General features: G+C 58.8%; 21 protein-coding genes. 11 read left to right on the forward strand and 10 right to left on the reverse strand.

Features of this window, described 5'->3' with window-relative positions:
- Positions 1–65: 65 nt before the first annotated feature.
- The 3 genes from QE408_RS20020 to rcdA all read left to right on the forward strand — a co-directional run bounded on the left by QE408_RS20020 (position 66) and on the right by rcdA (position 2,409).
- Positions 66–1,349, forward strand: a complete 1,284-nt coding sequence (locus QE408_RS20020; RefSeq protein WP_306934167.1) for an MFS transporter — start codon at positions 66–68, stop codon at positions 1,347–1,349.
- The gene (locus tag QE408_RS20025; RefSeq protein ID WP_306934169.1) at positions 1,346–1,543 is read left to right on the forward strand and encodes a DUF1192 domain-containing protein; all 198 of its coding nucleotides are present in this window, start codon (positions 1,346–1,348) and stop codon (positions 1,541–1,543) included. Before QE408_RS20020 ends, QE408_RS20025 begins: the two co-directional genes overlap by 4 nt.
- 353 nt (positions 1,544–1,896) lie before the next feature.
- Positions 1,897–2,409 (forward strand): protease adaptor protein RcdA, encoded by a 513-nt coding sequence (rcdA, locus tag QE408_RS20030; RefSeq protein ID WP_306934171.1) that lies wholly within the window; start codon positions 1,897–1,899, stop codon positions 2,407–2,409.
- A gap of 242 nt (positions 2,410–2,651) precedes the next feature.
- On the opposite strand, the gene rpmE is transcribed toward rcdA, so the two are convergent.
- Positions 2,652–2,873, reverse strand: coding sequence for a 50S ribosomal protein L31 (rpmE, locus tag QE408_RS20035; protein WP_062427919.1), 222 nt, complete (start codon positions 2,871–2,873; stop codon positions 2,652–2,654).
- 239 nt (positions 2,874–3,112) lie between these two features.
- Between rpmE and QE408_RS20040 the strand changes: the two genes are divergently transcribed.
- On the forward strand, positions 3,113–4,903 hold the full coding sequence (locus tag QE408_RS20040) for an ABC transporter transmembrane domain-containing protein (protein ID WP_306934174.1): 1,791 nt from the start codon (positions 3,113–3,115) through the stop codon (positions 4,901–4,903).
- 49 nt (positions 4,904–4,952) lie between these two features.
- On the opposite strand, the gene QE408_RS20045 is transcribed toward QE408_RS20040, so the two are convergent.
- The 5 genes from QE408_RS20045 to QE408_RS20065 form a co-directional block, all read right to left on the reverse strand.
- The gene (locus tag QE408_RS20045) at positions 4,953–5,984 is read right to left on the reverse strand and encodes a peptidoglycan -binding protein (RefSeq protein WP_306934176.1); all 1,032 of its coding nucleotides are present in this window, start codon (positions 5,982–5,984) and stop codon (positions 4,953–4,955) included.
- Between the two features lie 2 nt (positions 5,985–5,986).
- Positions 5,987–7,012 carry a flagellar motor protein MotA gene (locus tag QE408_RS20050; protein ID WP_306934178.1) on the reverse strand — a complete coding sequence of 342 codons (1,026 nt, stop codon included), beginning with the start codon at positions 7,010–7,012 and terminating at the stop codon, positions 5,987–5,989.
- A 282-nt stretch (positions 7,013–7,294) separates the two neighbouring features.
- Positions 7,295–8,095 (reverse strand): inositol monophosphatase family protein, encoded by an 801-nt coding sequence (locus QE408_RS20055; protein ID WP_296016524.1) that lies wholly within the window; start codon positions 8,093–8,095, stop codon positions 7,295–7,297.
- Positions 8,096–8,307: 212 nt separating this feature from the next.
- Positions 8,308–9,543 carry a tetratricopeptide repeat protein gene (locus QE408_RS20060; protein ID WP_306934181.1) on the reverse strand — a complete coding sequence of 412 codons (1,236 nt, stop codon included), beginning with the start codon at positions 9,541–9,543 and terminating at the stop codon, positions 8,308–8,310.
- Positions 9,544–9,551: 8 nt separating this feature from the next.
- Complete coding sequence (locus QE408_RS20065) at positions 9,552–10,205, reverse strand: thiamine phosphate synthase (RefSeq protein ID WP_306934183.1); 654 nt, start codon at positions 10,203–10,205, stop codon at positions 9,552–9,554.
- A 180-nt stretch (positions 10,206–10,385) separates the two neighbouring features.
- Here QE408_RS20065 and QE408_RS20070 point away from each other — a divergent pair, with 180 nt between their 5' ends.
- Positions 10,386–11,150 (forward strand): sulfite exporter TauE/SafE family protein, encoded by a 765-nt coding sequence (locus QE408_RS20070; protein WP_306934184.1) that lies wholly within the window; start codon positions 10,386–10,388, stop codon positions 11,148–11,150.
- A gap of 143 nt (positions 11,151–11,293) precedes the next feature.
- Here QE408_RS20070 and QE408_RS20075 read toward each other — a convergent pair whose 3' ends face one another.
- The gene (locus QE408_RS20075) at positions 11,294–11,470 is read right to left on the reverse strand and encodes a YdcH family protein (RefSeq protein WP_082447303.1); all 177 of its coding nucleotides are present in this window, start codon (positions 11,468–11,470) and stop codon (positions 11,294–11,296) included.
- A 235-nt stretch (positions 11,471–11,705) separates the two neighbouring features.
- Here QE408_RS20075 and QE408_RS20080 point away from each other — a divergent pair, with 235 nt between their 5' ends.
- From QE408_RS20080 to QE408_RS20105, 6 genes are all read left to right on the forward strand, one after another.
- A complete protein-coding gene (locus tag QE408_RS20080; protein WP_306934186.1) occupies positions 11,706–11,909 on the forward strand; it encodes a YdcH family protein in 204 nt (67 codons plus the stop codon).
- A gap of 75 nt (positions 11,910–11,984) precedes the next feature.
- Positions 11,985–12,452 carry a 5-(carboxyamino)imidazole ribonucleotide mutase gene (gene purE, locus QE408_RS20085; protein ID WP_207773727.1) on the forward strand — a complete coding sequence of 156 codons (468 nt, stop codon included), beginning with the start codon at positions 11,985–11,987 and terminating at the stop codon, positions 12,450–12,452.
- Positions 12,449–13,540: a 5-(carboxyamino)imidazole ribonucleotide synthase gene (locus tag QE408_RS20090; RefSeq protein ID WP_306934189.1), complete on the forward strand. Its 1,092-nt coding sequence runs from the start codon at positions 12,449–12,451 to the stop codon at positions 13,538–13,540. Before purE ends, QE408_RS20090 begins: the two co-directional genes overlap by 4 nt.
- Positions 13,541–13,662: 122 nt before the next feature.
- Entirely contained in the window at positions 13,663–13,788 is a 126-nt protein-coding gene (gene ykgO / locus QE408_RS20095) for a type B 50S ribosomal protein L36 (RefSeq protein ID WP_003497670.1), read from the forward strand.
- Between the two features lie 100 nt (positions 13,789–13,888).
- Positions 13,889–14,494, forward strand: a complete 606-nt coding sequence (locus QE408_RS20100) for a tetratricopeptide repeat protein (RefSeq protein WP_306934191.1) — start codon at positions 13,889–13,891, stop codon at positions 14,492–14,494.
- 31 nt (positions 14,495–14,525) lie between these two features.
- The gene (locus QE408_RS20105) at positions 14,526–15,080 is read left to right on the forward strand and encodes a hypothetical protein (RefSeq protein ID WP_306934193.1); all 555 of its coding nucleotides are present in this window, start codon (positions 14,526–14,528) and stop codon (positions 15,078–15,080) included.
- A 58-nt stretch (positions 15,081–15,138) separates the two neighbouring features.
- Here the strand turns inward: QE408_RS20105 and QE408_RS20110 are convergent, their stop codons facing one another.
- The 3 genes from QE408_RS20110 to QE408_RS20120 form a co-directional block, all read right to left on the reverse strand.
- Positions 15,139–15,399: a DUF2312 domain-containing protein gene (locus QE408_RS20110; RefSeq protein WP_373465593.1), complete on the reverse strand. Its 261-nt coding sequence runs from the start codon at positions 15,397–15,399 to the stop codon at positions 15,139–15,141.
- Between the two features lie 144 nt (positions 15,400–15,543).
- Positions 15,544–15,849 (reverse strand): DUF1244 domain-containing protein, encoded by a 306-nt coding sequence (locus QE408_RS20115; protein ID WP_306934195.1) that lies wholly within the window; start codon positions 15,847–15,849, stop codon positions 15,544–15,546.
- Between the two features lie 14 nt (positions 15,850–15,863).
- The gene (locus QE408_RS20120; RefSeq protein ID WP_306934197.1) at positions 15,864–16,652 is read right to left on the reverse strand and encodes an N-formylglutamate amidohydrolase; all 789 of its coding nucleotides are present in this window, start codon (positions 16,650–16,652) and stop codon (positions 15,864–15,866) included.
- Positions 16,653–16,825 lie beyond the last annotated feature (173 nt).

Here is a 16,825-nt window from a genome sequence, read left to right on the forward strand (position 1 = left end):
GCGGCGTCTTATTCGCGCCATCTTCCGCATGATACCGGCAATAGCATCAGCATGAGAGAGACTTTATGAGCAGAAATATTCTACCCGTATTCGCTCTTCTCACCAGCACCCTCTTCCTCTTCCTTGGCAATGGCCTGCAAGGCCTGCTTCTGCCGGTGCGCGGTTCGGAAGAAGGTTACTCCAACGAAGTGCTCGGTTTTCTCGGCACCTCCTGGGCGGCGGGCTTCGTCATCGGCTGTTTCGTCGCACCCGCCATCGTGCGCCGGGCTGGCCATATCCGTGCCTTCGGCAGCTTCGTCGCCGTCATCTGCCTCACCGTTCTCCTGACCGGGCTCTTCATCGACGACGTCTCCTGGGTGGCCCTGCGTGCCCTGACCGGTTTCTGCACCGCCGGAACCTCGATGATCATCGAAAGCTGGCTGAACGAGCGCGCCACCAATGAAAGCCGCGGTGCGATCTTCTCGCTCTATATCGCCATTACGCTCTTCGGCGTGGTAGCCGGACAGCTCGTCATTCCCTTCGGCCATGTGGGCAATACATCGCTCTTCATGGTCTGCGCCATCATCTATTGCGTCGCGATCCTTCCCGCCATGCTTTCCAAGGCGGAAAGCCCGCAGCCGCTAAAGAAGGTCAAGCTCGATCTGCCGGCGCTCTACCGCAATTCACCCGTGTCCTTCGTCGGCATCCTGCTGGTCGGCATCGCCAATGGCGCCTATGGCACGCTGGCTGCCGTCTTTGGCGCGCGTGCGGGTCTTGACCCCACCACCATCGCCATCATGGTCAGTTCCACCATCTTCGTCGGCGCACTCGCCCAATTTCCGGCGGGCAAGCTGTCCGACCGCATCGACCGTCGTTTCGTGCTGGCAGGCCTCTCGGCGCTCGCCGCCGTTGCAGGCCTTGCGATCGCGATCATCCACCCAACACATGTCTATGTGCTGATCGGAATGATCTGCGTTTATGGTGCCGCCGCCAATGCGCTCTACCCGATTGCGGTCGCACATGCCAACGACTTCGCCTCCTCGGAAGATTTCGTCAAAGTCTCAGGCGGCCTGCTCCTGCTTTACGGCATCGGCACTATTATAGGTCCGACGCTTGGTGGACCGATCATGACATCCTTCGGTCCTTACGCATTGTTTCTGGTCACGGCGGTTTCGCATCTTCTGATTACGGCCTACTCTATCTTCCGCTCAAGGCAGCGCGCTGCACTCACCACTGCGGAAAAGGACAACTTCTCCACCATGCCAACGGCCCCCGCGCCGCTCTTGACACCGGAGAGTGCCTCGCTTGACCCCAGAGCACCGCAATATCCTGAAGAGGAAGCAGATTTGCAGAAGGGAGCAGGAATATGAGTATCTTTGACGACGATCTTCCGCAAAAGCAGAACATCACCCACATTATCGGCGCCGATCTGACGCTGCTTTCCGTGGATGATCTGACCGCTCGCATCAATATTCTGACGGCCGAGATTGAGCGGCTGGAGGGCGAGAGGGAGAAGAAATCGGCGGGCCGCAAGGCGGCTGAAAACCTGTTTCGCACGAGATGAGCTCGGCAACGCCGAACAAACGTTAGCCCCGCGGCACAGTTTTTCATTTACCATTAACCAAATATTAAGCTTTCTAAGAGATTACTATACATGTTCAGTTCTGCTGAACCTCAGGCAGTTTCTCCTATCGGCGAATTGGTCTGATTTTTCTCCCTGTTTTACCTTGAGAGCCGCTTTTGCGGCTCTTTTTTTATTCTGTTGGAAAACCCGTAAAACTGTGGGTATTAACCTTTCTTTAATAATCAGCTTGCGCATTTGCGGTATTGGTATCATCCTGAAAATACAAAGGCCGGAACAATTCACCCGCTAACTCCGTTGCCTCACCGTATCATGCGTAAGCAGGGATTAAAGAAATGTCGGAACAGGTTTTGAATACCATCAGCTTCGCCGGCCGCGCCGCAGCCTCGAACCAGTTCAAGACTCTCTATGCCGAAGGCATGGGCCTTGTGGAAGAAACGGCAAGCTACCTCGATGGCTCCGGTCGTGCTGCATCGAAGGTGCTGCCACGTATGGCCTCGGTTCTCTACGCCGCAGAATCCATGCGCCTCACCACGCGCCTGATGCAGATGGCCTCCTGGCTGCTTCTGCAGCGCGCCGTCAACAATGGCGAGATGACCCGCGATCAGGTTCTCAGCGAAAAGAACAAGGTCCGCCTCGACAACTTCAACGTCGATCGCAACGCTCCAGGCTGGAATGACCTGCCTGAATCCTTCCGCGACCTCGTCGAGCGCTCGCTCCGCCTCCAGAACCGCGTTGCCCTTCTCGACCGCGAAATTTACCGCCCGTCGGAAGCAAAGGTTCCCGACAACGAGAACAGCGTTCAGGCTCAGCTCAACCTGCTGCGCACGGCATTCAACAGCAACTGATCTGGCTTTACCCTACGCATGATTTTGAAGAAGCAGGCTCAGGCCTGCTTTTTTGTTTCTGGGGTATGATCCGTCATCAAGCCAGCACGTTCCGAAAGCACTTGGAAAGCAAACGCTGCTTCACATCATCGGTACGCCGGACACCGATCCTTCGTACATGAAGCCGAACTCCGCTCCGCCATCCAGACAACAAAAAACCCCGGATCGCTCCGAGGTTCTTTTGCAGTCCATGATCAAACGAATTAGAGGCCGAGGCCGCCGAAACGCTTGTTGAACTTGGAAACGCGACCGCCGCGGTCCATCAGCTGCTGGTTGCCACCAGTCCAGGCCGGATGGGATCTGGGATCGATTTCGAGGTTCATAACTGCGCCCTCGGAACCCCAGGTCGAACGGGTTTCGTATTCGGTACCATCGGTCATGACAACTTTGATCATGTGATAGTCGGGATGGATTTCAGCCTTCATGACAATCTTCCTGCGTAAGTGGGTGCGGACCATTTGCCGCAATTGCGTCAACTGAGCCGATTCAATAAATGAAACCTGAGCCCTTTAGGCCATGGCTTCCCAATTTGATGCGGAGCCTATACATGAAGGGCGCCCAGATAACAAGTGCCTGCCGCTCACGGTAAGACACATATGAAGACGCGAAAAATGCGTCGCCGCAAGGAGCTTTTTACGCCCCGCGGTATGAAGGAGTGATGCACGTGGCAGACATTGAGGGACAGAAGGCAGCCGAGCGCAGGACATTGAAACCTCTGGCGAGCCTCTTTCCCTATCTCAAGCGCTATCGTGGCCTTGTCGCCGCCGCCCTCTTCGCTCTCGTGCTGTCGTCGGCCACCACGCTGGCGCTCCCGCTTGCCGTGCGCCGCATCATCGATCACGGCTTTGAAGCGACCGACGGTGCGATGATCAACAACTATTTCGCCATGCTGCTGGCCATTGCCGTCGTTCTCGCGCTCGCCAGCGCCATGCGCTATTATTATGTGATGATCATCGGCGAGCGTGTGGTGACCGATCTGCGCCGCGATGTCTTCGCGCATCTGACGTCGCTGTCACAAGCATTCTTCGATACCAACCATTCCGGTGAACTGACCTCGCGGCTGACCGCCGATACGGTGCAGATCCGCTCCGCCTTCGGCTCGTCTGCTTCCGTGGCGCTGCGCAACACGCTGCTCTGTCTGGGTGCTGTGGCGATGATGGTCTATACCAGCCCAAGCCTTGCTGGCCTTGCACTTCTCGCCATTCCCTTCATCGTCTTTCCGCTGATCGCCTTCGGCCGGTCGGTGCGCTCCCGCTCCAGAACCACGCAGGATACGCTTGCCGCCTCTTCCGCCTTCGCCTCGGAAACGATTTCCGCCAGCCGCACCATCCAGTCCTTCAATGCCGAAACACTGGCGAACAGCCGCTACGACGCCGCAGTCGAGAAAGCCTATCATGGCGCCCGCGCCGCCATCAGCGCCCGCGCCATTCTGACCGCCGTTGCCATCAGCCTGGTCTTCGGCAGCGTCGTTGCCATCCTCTGGTACGGCGCACATAGCGTGCTGAGCGGCACGATCTCCGGCGGCACGCTCAGCCAGTTCGTTCTCTACTCGGTCATCGCCGCAAGCTCGCTCGGCCAACTCTCTGAAGTCTGGGGCGAGCTGTCGCAGGCTGGCGGCGCGGCCGAACGCCTCTCCGAATTGCTGGCGGAAAAGTCACCCGTCGAAGAACCGGCCTCGCCTGTTTTGCTTCCCGTCCCACCGCGGGGCGAGGCAAGCTTCGAGCATGTGGCCTTCCATTATCCGAAGGGTGCAGGAAAACCGATCCTCTCCGACCTCTCCTTCCACGTCGCCGCTGGCGAAACGGTGGCGATCGTCGGCCCATCGGGTGCCGGAAAAAGCACCGTCTTCTCGCTTCTGATGCGCTTCTACGATCCGCAATCCGGCCGCATCACCATCGACGGCACCGATATCCGCTCCGTCACTCTGAAGGAGCTGCGCTCCAGGCTTGCCATTGTCCCGCAGGACGTGGCGATCTTCGCTTCCTCCATCCACGACAACATCGCCTTCGGCAGACCCGACGCCACGCGTGAGCAGGTTCAGGCCGCAGCGATGGCCGCGCAGGCTGATGGCTTGATTGCAAGATTGCCGGAAGGGTATGATACCGTGGTCGGCGAACGAGGCGTCACCCTCTCCGGCGGCCAGCGTCAGCGCATCGCCATTGCCCGCGCCATCCTGCGCGATGCGCCGATCCTGCTCCTGGATGAAGCAACCTCAGCGCTGGACGCCGAGAGCGAAACGCTGGTGCAGAAGGCGCTGGACGAGCTGATCGCCAAGCGCACCACCATCGTCATTGCCCATCGCCTCGCCACCGTTCTGAAGGCCGACCGTATTCTGGTGATGGATGAAGGCCGGATCATCGAGGAAGGCACGCATCAAAGCCTGATCCGCCAGGGCGGCCTCTATGCCAAGCTTGCGAGACTGCAATTCAATACGGACGCCAACGACGCGGCCTAAACGAGTGTGTTCGATAAGGGCGGCGAATGCTCCGCCCATCTTACACGCATCAGCGCTCCGTCAGCTTCAACTCGATACGGCGGTTTTGCGAGCGCGCTTCAGGGGTGTCGCCTTCCGCCAGCGGCTGATATTCACCGAAGCCGGCTGCCACCAGACGGTTGGCCGGCACGCCCTTGGAGATCAGGAATTTGACGACCGAGGTGGCGCGAGCCGACGATAGCTCCCAGTTGTCGCGGAACCGGCCCGAGCCGGACAGCGGCACATTGTCGGTGTGACCGTCCACACGCAGCACCCAGTTGATTTCAGGTGGAATTTCCTTGGCAAGATCGATCAGTGCGGTAGCAAGCTTCGCCATCTCCACCTGCCCTTCGGGATTAAGATCCGTGCCGCCGGACGGAAACAGAACTTCCGACTGGAAGACGAAGCGGTCGCCGACAATGCGGATATTTTCGCGATCCGAGAGAATTTCGCGCAAACGTCCGAAGAAGTCGGAGCGATAGCGGTTCAACTCCTGCACACGCTGCGCCAACGCCACGTTCAGACGGCGACCGAGATCGGCGATCTTGACCTGCGACGATGCGTCCTTGGCTTCCGACGCCTGCAATGCCGCCTCGACGGAAGCGATCTGGGCTCTCAGTGCCGCGATCTGCTGATTCAGCAATTCGATCTGCGTCGAGGCTCTGGCACCGGCCTCGCGCGCATCATCAAGCTCACTGGTCAACTGGCCGACACGCGCATTGGCGGCGGAACTGTTGCCCGCACCGGAATCAAGAAGTGCCTGCAGGCGCGAGCGCTCGTTTTCAGATTGCGCAAGGGTCGATTGCAGGTTGGCAAGCGTATCTTCGATATCCTGCTTGCTGCCCTTTTCCAGCGCCAGCAATTCGGTGAGCTCGGCGATCTGGTTGTTGAGGCGGGTCATGACCTCATCCTTGCCGGAAATCTCCCGCGAGAGCACGAACTGCGCCAGCACGAAGACCGTGAGCAGAAACATGATCGCCATAAGCAGCGTCGACAGCGCATCGACGAAGCCCGGCCAGTAATCGACGCCTCTGTCGCGACGACGGTTGCGCGCAAGCGCCATGGCTACTCGCTCCCGTTATCGTGGGGCACGGAACGCTTGGCAGCCGCTTTCTGATCGGCATCGATGCGAGCGGTCAGCCGATCGAGTGTACGGCGCAACGCCTTGGACTCCTCCTGCTGCGCTTCGATCCAATCACGCAGCATCTGCTGCTCGCCACGCATATTCTTCACCAGCCCCTGAATGCCTTCCGCCAGATTATGCATGGCGGCAAGCGAGCGCTCCGTGCCAGCGGCACCGGCCGCCGCAACAGGCTTGCCGTCAACGGAGAGATCGACGCCGGGATCGGTGACGGACGACAGCCAGTTTTCCAGCTGCGTGTAGAAGCGGTTTTGCGCGCGGCCTGCCTGGAGATCGAGGAAGCCGAGGATCAGCGAGCCGGAAAGACCGAGCAGCGAGGACGAGAACGCCGTTCCCATGCCCGACAGCGGCGCCGTCAGGCCGGATTTCAGCGACGAAAGAATATCGCTGCTATCGCCCGATGTCGGATCGAGGCCCTGGATGACGTCGCTGATGGCGCCGATCGTGCCGATCAGACCCCAGAAGGTGCCGAGCAGGCCGAGAAAGACCAGGAGGCCGATGAGATAACGTGACGTATCGCGCGATTCATCCAGACGCGTAGCGATGGAATCAAGAATGGAGCGCTGCGTGACAGTCGAGACCCGCACCTCCCCGCGCTTGCCGATCAATGCGCGCATGGGCGCCAACAGCTTCGGTGGGCGTCCGGCCTTGTCGACGCTACCGGCGGCCTGGAAATTATTGAACCAGCGCACTTCCGGGCGCAGGCTCAAGATCTGCGTAAACACCAGAACGATGCCGATGGCGAGAACGCCGAGAATGAAGCCATTCAGCCCCGGATTGGTCATGAAGGCCGATTGCGCCTGCCGAAACAAAATGGCGGCTAGGAAGGCCACGATGATGAGAAAGATCATCATCGTCCATAAGAACGGCGTCGGGCTGGACAGCTTGTGGTGATATTCTTTCGTCAGCGGTTTCTCGACGCCGACATCGAGCAGTTCCGTATCCGCCATAGGGCCCGTTCCTCTAATGCTGCCATGACCTTGCCCTCAAGACTGGGACATCAGCATGGTTCGGAGCGGAAGCTAGAGTAAAATTACGACGAATTGAAGTGAAAAGCCTTTTGAGAACAAAGCTTTTTCGAGGGGTCGAAGGAGGCAAAAGCCAGAACCCGGCGACAGAGGCTTAAAACCTCTAGGGCGTCATGGTCGGACTTGATCCGACCATCCATGCCCACCGAAGCCGTGGGGACCTCGGGGCAGGCCCGGGGACAAAACCGCGTGTGCCGGGATGCGTTAGCGACCCGGAACGGGACGGTTGACCACTTCCAGCAGGGCCTTCTGGATATATTCGTTGCCTGCAACCACGCTGCGGCTTTCGAACATGCTGTTGGCGCCGCCCATATCGGAGACGAAGCCGCCGGCTTCACGGATCAGCACGATGCCTGCGGCAATATCCCAAGGGGACAGCTCCGCTTCCCAGAAGCCGTCGAAGCGGCCAGCTGCGACATAGGCGAGATCGAGAGCAGCAGCACCCATGCGGCGCACGCCTGCGGTTTCACCCATCACATGGCGAAGCTCGACGAGGAACTTGCCGTGGTTGCCGCGGCCAAGATGCGGAACGCCGCAGCACACGACGCTGTCGGAAAGCTGCTTGCGGGCCGCCACGCGGATGCGGCGATCATTGAGAAACGCGCCGCCGCCACGCTCTGCGGTGTAGAGTTCGTCCGTTGCCGGGTTGAAGATAACGCCAGCGACGATTTCGCCACTGCGCTCCAGGCCGATGGAAACGGCAAATTGCGGAATGCCGTGCAGGAAGTTGGTGGTGCCGTCCAGCGGATCGACGATCCAGCGATGCGCGCCATCGGTGCCGATTTCCTCGCCGCCCTCTTCACCCAGGAAACCATAGGTCGGACGGGCCTTCATAAGCTCGTCGCGAACGATCTTTTCAGCCTTCAGATCGGCCTGAGAGACGAAGTCGCTCGGTCCCTTGACCGAAACCTGCAGGTTCTGCACTTCACCGAAGTCACGCGCCAAAGACTTTCCCGCCTTCAAGGCGGCCTGAACCATGACATTGAGAAGGGCTGAACGGGCCATGAAAACATTCCTGGAAGGTGGCTGAACCAGCCGCGTAGGACACGGGCAGGCAGGCATATTGGTTTCTATTTTAGGTTTGCGGGTTCAAGACCACAAAACGTACTGAAATTCAAGGCTAAAGCATAGTCGCGCAAAAGTGTGCAGCGGTTTTGCGATAACGACATGCGATCGTAAGACGCACGGTCGGGCAAAAGTGTGGAGTGGTTTTGCCGTCAGTTGGGCCGATACTTGTTGGCCGCATCGATGGCTTGCTTCTGCTGGGCATCCTCGATGCCGAGATAGAAGTCCTCTAGTGCCGGGTCCTTCAAGCCAGCGCGGCGCGACAGCACATACCACTTTGCCGCCTCGATTGGATCGGGCCGCGTTCCCAGCGCCTGGATGTAAAGATGTGCGACCTTGTTCTGCGCCACGACATTGCCGCGCTGCGCCGCACCGTTCAGCCAGCGAAAGCCTTCTTCCAGATCGCGATCGCCGCCTGTGCCATTGACCAGCCAGATGCCGAGATCGACCTGCGCGGTATCGAAGCCCGCCTTCGCCGCCCGCGTCAGCCATTCCCGCGCCTTGGCCTTCTTTTCCTTCGGCACCTCCGGCACGTTCAAATAGATCTGCGACACGGCATATTGGGCATCCGCAATCCCTTTTTCCGCCGATCTCTCATAGAAGGGCAGCGCCGCCAGCAGGCCCTTTGGCCCGGGCGTTTGCGAAACGAGGATCTGCGCCCAATTGAATTCCGCTTCCGGATTGCCTGCTTCTGCCGCGCGGTGCATGTAGTCGTCGGCGAGCGTCTTGTCGTGCTTGACGAGCCGGCCTTCCATCAGGATCAGTGCGTATTTGAACATGGCGACCGGGTCGCCATTCTTGGCCGCCTGCTCGTACCAGAAGGCGGCGGTCTTATCGTCGCGGGCAATGCCGAGGCCACGGCTCATCATTTCGGCGACAAGTGTCTGCGCCGCCGCATCGCCGTCCTGCGCACGGGTCAAAGCCTTATCCAGCGCCTGGACATACTCGCCGCGCTGATAATGGCCGTAGGCCTCGTCGATCTTGCCCTTGAATTCCTTTTCCTTCGGCAGCGGCGGAAGCTCGGCCCCCATGCGCTGATAGACGGTCACGCCCTCCGAAGGCTGCAAATCCTTCTGATCCCCGCCAGTCACCCGCCCTTTTCGCAGCGGATCGGCATCCTGATCGGTCGGTCGCGACAGAACGTCAGGACCCTGTTTCACCGCCGGTCCGAAATCGGTGTCCTCCTCATCCGCACCGTCTGCACCTTGCGCCTGCGGCTGAAGGCCCGGCAGAAGGTCGGAGTTCCCCTGCGGCTGAGCCTGCTGCGGCGTGGGCTGATGGCCAGCGGCTGGCGCCTGGCCTTGCGCCAAGGCAGGCGCCGCAATCAGGGCGGAAGCGAAGGCCAGAAGCGAGGCCGATGGGGAGAGGCGGAAAAAGCGAAGGATCATCGCCCGTATCAACCGTCAAACCGTGGCGCTTTTTCGTCAAGCAATGCATTGGCTTCGGCAACGGCTTGAGCTGCGCCGCCCGCATGGGCAAAGACGGCCTGACGCAGTGCGACGAATTCCACGCCGCTTTCGGCAACGGGAACCACCGAGGCGACATCCGAGCCGCCCATGACAATGGCCGGAATTTCGATCATCGAGGCCCACCATTCGCCGAGTGCGACGTTCTTTGGGTGCGGCTCCGGCTTGATATCGCCTTCCAGCTTGCCGAAGAAGATATAGTCGGGGCTGGCTTCGCCCTGCTCCAGCGCCTTGTGCCGGTCATCGGCATTGCCGCCGCCGACGATCAGCTTCGGGGTGAATTTCTCCACGGCTTCCGCCAAGGGCTCCAAGCCGCCGACAACGTGCAGACCGTCAGCCTTGACCCGGCCTGCAACACGGCTGTCGCCAGCAACGAGTGCTGCGGCACCTGCCGCCTGCACGATCGGCACCAGCACCTCCGCACGTTTCTGGAAGCTGTCATCATCGAGCGCATATTGGGGAATGATGACGGAGGCGACATCGCCGCCCCTTAGCGCATCCTCCAGCGTCTTGGCTTGCAGGCTAGCATCTTCAGCTTGCGGCACGATCAGAACCAGACGGCAGCGATCTTCAGGAGAACCCATGATTTTTCCATTTCCCGCAGAAAGAACGCTTCATCGCCAATCTGCACTCGTTTTCATATACTGTTTCCGATAAACCGGACTGCACGAAGGATCAACAGTCCATAGCTGGACTCTTTGTCGTCCTTTTCCTTCGCGGCCTGTTCCAACGGCCGTCTCACACGCTCATCTCAAGTCCTGATCATGTCGCTCGATCTCCATTTCTTTCTCGTTGCCATTCCCGCAGTCATTCTGGTCGGCCTGTCCAAAGGCGGACTTGGCGGCGCCTTGGCCCTGATGGGGGTGCCGCTGATGGCGCTCGCCGTGCCGCCGGTGCAGGCCGCGGCCATCTTCCTCCCCATCCTGATCGTCATGGATCTCGTGGCGCTCTGGGCATGGCGCCATCACAACCACCGGGAAACGTTGTTGTTGATGCTGCCGGGCGCCATTGCCGGCATCGCGCTCGGCTGGGCCACCTCGACGCTGATTTCTCCCGACGCCATGCGCCTTGTCGTCGCAACCGTCACCATCATCTTCGTGCTGCGCTACTTCTATGAGAGCTTCCGCACCCACCATGGACAGGAGATTGCGCCAAAACCGCAAAGACCGGCCGCCGCAACCCTCTGGTCGTCGCTCTCCGGCTATGCCAGCTTTGTGGCACATGCGGGCGGCCCGCCCTTCCAGATCTATGTGCTGCCGCTGAAACTCGACCCGAAGACCTATACGGGCATGAGCGTGCGCTTCTTCGCCATCATGAATGCGATCAAGCTCATTCCCTATTTTGCGTTGGGCGCGCTCGATTCCACCAACCTCACAACCTCCGCCACACTGCTGCCGGTGGCGATGATTGCCACATTTGCCGGTGCCAAAGTGGTGAAGTACATGAAGCCCGCCGTCTTCTATCCTCTGATGTACAGTATGGCCTTTCTTGCGGCGCTGAAACTGCTCTGGGATGGCCTGCCGGTGTAACGGCAAACCGCTGACAAGCACCCTTTTCGCACCCTTCCACAGACCCAACGAAAAGGCCCTGATCGCGCTTTGCAACCAGGGCCCTGAACTTTTACCGCTTCTCAGGCGACGTCTCGCCCTGCGGTCTCAATAGTCGTTGAAAATCAATGTTTCGTGGTCGCTTTCAGTCTCTGCAACTCGTCCTTAAGGCGCAGCTTCCTGCGTTTGATATTGGCAATCTCCCGATCATCGGAAGATGGGGAAGCAAGAATACTCTCGAGCTCTTCCTCCAGAGCACCGTGTTTCTTTTCGAGCGATGCAATATGAGCCTGAATGGTCATGCGGCACGTCCTTCCTTGTTGAACCTACCTCCAGCTCTCCATCGCTGGAGTTTCAGGTTTACGACACCAATGTGACATGGAAAGCGAGGTTTGTCGAAGGCGAAATAGAGGCAATAGTGCGGCAAAAATGGCCTTAAGGAAAACTTCCCGTTACCGCCATTTGATGGTACAGGCACCAAGACCGATAACAAACATGCCGGATGGCGGTCCGGTTCATTAGAATGGGGATGACGAGATGGCCGACCAGGAACAGGCGGACGTCCGGCTTACGCTGGCAAGGCTGAGGCAGGAGCACGAGGATTACGACGCGGCCATCAACGCGATGATCCAGACCAATTGCGAAGCGCTCAGAATTCAACGGATGAAGAAGAAGAAGCTGGCCATCAAGGACAAGATGACCCAGATCGAAGATCAGATCATCCCGGATATCATTGCCTGACAACCTCTGGACCGTGACAACCTCTGGACAAGGAGAGGCCGCTTGACCACCGAAACTCCGCCCGTCGCCATCATCATGGGAAGCCAGTCGGACTGGGAAACCATGAAAAACGCCGCCGATACGCTGGATGCGCTCGATATCGAATATGAGGCGCGCATCGTTTCCGCCCACCGCACGCCGGAGCGCATGTTCGATTTCGCCACCAATGCGAAGGACGAAGGCTTCAAGGTCATCATTGCCGGTGCAGGCGGTGCGGCCCATCTTCCGGGCATGACGGCAGCGCTCACCCCTCTTCCCGTCTTCGGCGTTCCGGTTCAGTCGAAAACCATGTCCGGCCAGGACAGCCTCTATTCCATCGTTCAGATGCCGGCAGGCATTCCGGTCGGCACGCTTGCCATCGGCAAGGCAGGCGCCATCAATGCCGCCCTTCTGGCTGCCGCCGTGCTGGCGCTTTCCGATGAGGATCTGGCCGACCGGCTGGATAATTACCGCGCCCGCCAGACGGCCATCGTTGCCGAATACCCCATGGACGCTCCGCAATGAAATCCTCCACCATCGGTATCATCGGCGGCGGCCAGCTTGGCCGCATGCTGGCCATGGCAGCCGCCCGCCTCAATTTCCGCACCGTGGTGCTGGAACCGCAGGCCGATTGTCCCGCAGCCCAGGTCTGCAACCGCCAGATCGTCGCGGCTTACGATGACGAGACGGCGCTGGCCGAGCTCGCAAGCCTCTGCGATGTCGTGACCTATGAATTCGAAAACGTACCGGTCGTTGCCGCCGAGACGCTGGCCGCTTCCGTGCCGGTCTATCCCCCGGCTGAGGCGCTGAGCGCCTCGCAGGACCGCTTGACGGAAAAGCGTTTCCTCAATGGCTGCGGCATCCCGACCGCCGATTTCCGCGCCGTGGACGATCAGGCGGGCCTGGAAGAAGCACTCGCCGCATTTGGCGGCAAGGGTGTGCTCAAAACCCGCCGCATGGGCTATGACGGCAAGGGCCAGCGTGTCTTCAAGGGGGGCGAGGATCTGACGGGCGCTTTCGATGCGCTTGGCAAGGTGCCACTGATTCTGGAAAGCTTCGTGCCCTTCGAGCGCGAGATTTCCATCATCGCCGCACGTTTTCAGGATGGCACCGTTACCTGCTACGATCCGGCTGAAAATGTTCACCTGAACGGCATTCTCCACACCTCGACCATTCCAGCCGCTCTCTCTGACGCTGCAAGAACCGTCGCCGTGGAATCGGCTGAGAAGCTGCTGGCCGCGCTGAACTATGTGGGCGTCGTCGGCATCGAGTTCTTCGTGCTGCCGGATGGCTCGCTGGTGGCCAATGAAATGGCGCCCCGCGTCCACAATACCGGCCACTGGACGGAAGCGGCCTGTGTCGTCTCGCAGTTCGAGCAGCATATCCGCGCAGTCGCGGGCCTGGCGCCCGGCAGCACGTCGCGTCACTCCGATTGCGTGATGACCAATCTGATTGGTGACGACATCGACAGCGTGCCGGACTGGCTCCGACAAAAAGACTGCCTCGTGCATCTTTACGGCAAGACGGAGGCCCGTCCGGGCCGAAAGATGGGCCATGTGACGCAACTCACCAACGCTGGAACGCCGGGCTTTTCCCCGCAAAAGCTTGCGTAGCGTGTTGACATGTGGGTGCCGAAAGGGTATCTGCCTGCCAACCGAAAAAGGCGCGCCCCGTTGCGCGCTTTTGATTGTTTAGATTATGCGTGCGAAAGCCCGCCAAACTGCGGACCAGAAAAATGAAGATCAAGAACTCGCTCAAAGCGCTTAAGGCTCGTCACCGCGACAACCGTCTGGTTCGCCGCAAGGGCCGCGTCTACATCATCAACAAGCAGAACCCACGCTTCAAGGCTCGTCAGGGCTGATTGCGTTTCTGCAGTGTTCCGTTTGAAAAAGCGGATCACTTTGTTGATAGCCGACAGAATTCGATTTCCTAATTGGCGCATACGGATTATCGTGATCCGCATGCGCCAATTTCGTTTTTGTGCCCTCCTCCTCGCCTCGCTCAGCCCGCTTGCCCCGGCCACGGCCCTTATCGCCCATGCGGCAGAGCCCGTAGCGGCAACACAACAGCCCGCGCAGCCTTCCGCCAAGGACCCGGTGGGCGATCTCTTCAACAATCTGAAGAAGGAGCGTGACGCCAAGAAGGCCCGCGTCATCGCCACCGAAATCGTCGGCCAGTGGAGCGATTCCGGCAGCCCCACCATCAATCTCCTGATGAAATGGGCCGAAGAAGCCAGTGAAGAAAAGCGCAGCGCCGCAGCCTATGACTTCCTCGACCAGGCCATCTTCCTTGACCCTGACTATGCCGGCGCCTGGTACCGCCGCGCCATGGTGCATCTGGCCGATGGCGACCCCCGCAAGGCCATGGCCGACCTCAACAGCACGCTCGAAAAAGAACCCCGCTTCTTCCCCGCCCTTGCGGGCCTTGCCAATATTCTCGAAAGCTCCGAGCGCAATGAGACCGCGATGAAGGTCTGGGAGCGCTACCTGACGCTCTATCCCGCGGACAAGGAAGCGCAGAAGGAGATGAGCGAGCTTTCAGAGAAGCTGGCTGGGACGCGCAGCTGATTTCCGTCATTATGATCTGGGGTAGTCCTACTTGTCTAATGAAAAAATAAAAGCGACTCAGAGGGCGCTTAAGATCATCGGAGATCATCCGAGTTTCGACATAGCCGAATTCATAGACCGAATTTCGGTCAAACAAGACTGGGCGAAAATCGTCGTCGCCCATATCTATCTGGATCATATAATTACGGATTTACTTCGCAACAAACTGGCATATCCAGACGACTATCTTGATAAAAGAGGCTTTTCAGACAAGTTGGTATTATGCCAATCGTTGGGATATCTGCGTGGGCAATTCGGCTCAGTGCTAAGAAAGATAAATAGCTCACGTAACAAGTTTGCTCACGAGCTTTTGTTCGAGGTCTCGGAGACCGAAAAAAGAGACTTGTTTCGTACGTTGACTACCGAACGTCCAATATCGGACGTTATCGAAGAGGGCGGATTTGAAGAATTTCTTATAACCGTTGTGATATTCGCCGAGGCCTCAAGAGCTGCAGAGCGCAGACGCGAAGACATATCCAAAGAACAAGATTACGTGATTGGTAAAATATTAGAAATACTAATCGCGAACAAATCTAGCATTGGATAAAGATAATCAGGTCTGGCAATACGGACCAGCCGTGCTGGCCCGTACAAAATGTTATTTGTTACTCCATCCCAAGCGCTGCCATGTAAGTCTGAAGAATCGTCTCTTCCTCGATGCGCTCATTGGCGTCCTTCTTGCGAAGGCGGATGATGGTACGGATCGCCTTTGTGTCGTATCCGCGACCCTTGGCTTCGCCCATGACATCCTTGATATCACCCTGAATTGCCGCCTTCTCTTCTTCGAGGCGTTCGATGCGTTCGATAATCTGGCGCAGTTCGGCGGCGGCGACGGTTTCGGTTGTGGCTGTTTCGTCCATCCTCATATCCTTCAATATTTCGGCCCGCATCGAGCCCGTTCTGTGTATGGCGAAGTCTTCGCCCGCTGCTCGCAAGTGGCAGCCAAAATTCCCGGCTGGTGAACTGCCCGTGGAAAGGCGCCGCGTCAAGCTTAATCGGGTGGGGGAGCGCTATTCCTTCGGGCGGTTTTCTTCGAAGGCGGCTTTCTGGCCATCGCTTGCTTCGCTCTGGTGCAGGCGCTTCCAGTCTTCATAGGGCATGCCGTAGATGATCTCGCGTGCCTCGTCCTTGCTGAGATCGGCACCGGCATCCTTTGCCGCATCCTGATACCAGTTGGACAGGCAGTTGCGGCAGAAACCGGCAAGGTTCATCAGGTCGATATTCTGCACCTCCGGGCGATTGCGCAGATGGTTGACCAGCCTGCGGAAGGCGGCGGCCTCGAACTCGGTTCTCTGCTTCTCGTCAAGCTCGCTCATATCGATGTCGCCTTTCAATAAGGACCAGTTCGCGAGGCGAACTGCTGATAGCCGTGGAGGGTGGGATCGTCGTTCATTGCGGCAAAAATGGGAGCGAGGCGTTCCGCCCAGGCGGCAATGCCGGCCTCGTCGCCGATCAGATCCTGGCGCACTTCGAGGAGCGCATGCGGGATGCCCTTCACCATGCAGTGGCGATACATGGTGTCGCCCTTCAGTGCGCCATCATAGGGCTCGTTATCACCCACCAGAAGATCGCCACTGGCTCTAAGGTGCGCAATCAGCGGCACGACCGCTCGATGGTCGGTGTCCCACAGAACCGCCGCATGCCACGGACGCGGAACGGACTTCCAGAAGGGCGTGTAGGAATGCAGCGAAAACACCAGTGGCGCCTTGCCAGACGTCTCCGCGGCTGTCGTCAGCACGGCATCCACGGCATTGTGATAGGGCCGGTGATAGGTCTCAAGACGCCTCTGCCACTCCTCGTCCGTGATCGGGTGGTTGCCGGGCACAATGGCGCCATCGGAAATCTTCATGATCAGGGTCGGATCGTCCTCGCCGCGATTGGGATCGATCAGCAGACGCGAAAAACGCCCGAGCACGGCAGGCACACCGAGGCGCGCCGCAAGCCTTCTCGTCAAGCCTTCCACACCAATGTCATAAGCGATATGGCGCTCGAAAGCGGCTTGCGGTAGACCGAGATTACCGTAAGCTTGTGGAAGAAGGTTCATGGCGTGGTCTGCAAGCAAAACCATGCCTTTGTCATAATCGCCTTCTATGATTTCGTACGGCTGAAAGTCTGGCATAATTGATTTCTGGGGCAGCTAAGGGAGAGACGCTTGATGGCATGGCTTGACGCCACGCGCAAGTTTGCACGGATAGACGGCCATCGACAGCACCGCAGCAGAGACCCGACCTGACAATATAATCGATTAAACTCGCGTTGACATTCTTGGGCCTCCGCGCCTAGAAGTGTTTT

Source organism: Agrobacterium larrymoorei (genome assembly GCF_030819275.1).
Lineage (GTDB): Bacteria > Pseudomonadota > Alphaproteobacteria > Rhizobiales > Rhizobiaceae > Agrobacterium > Agrobacterium larrymoorei_B.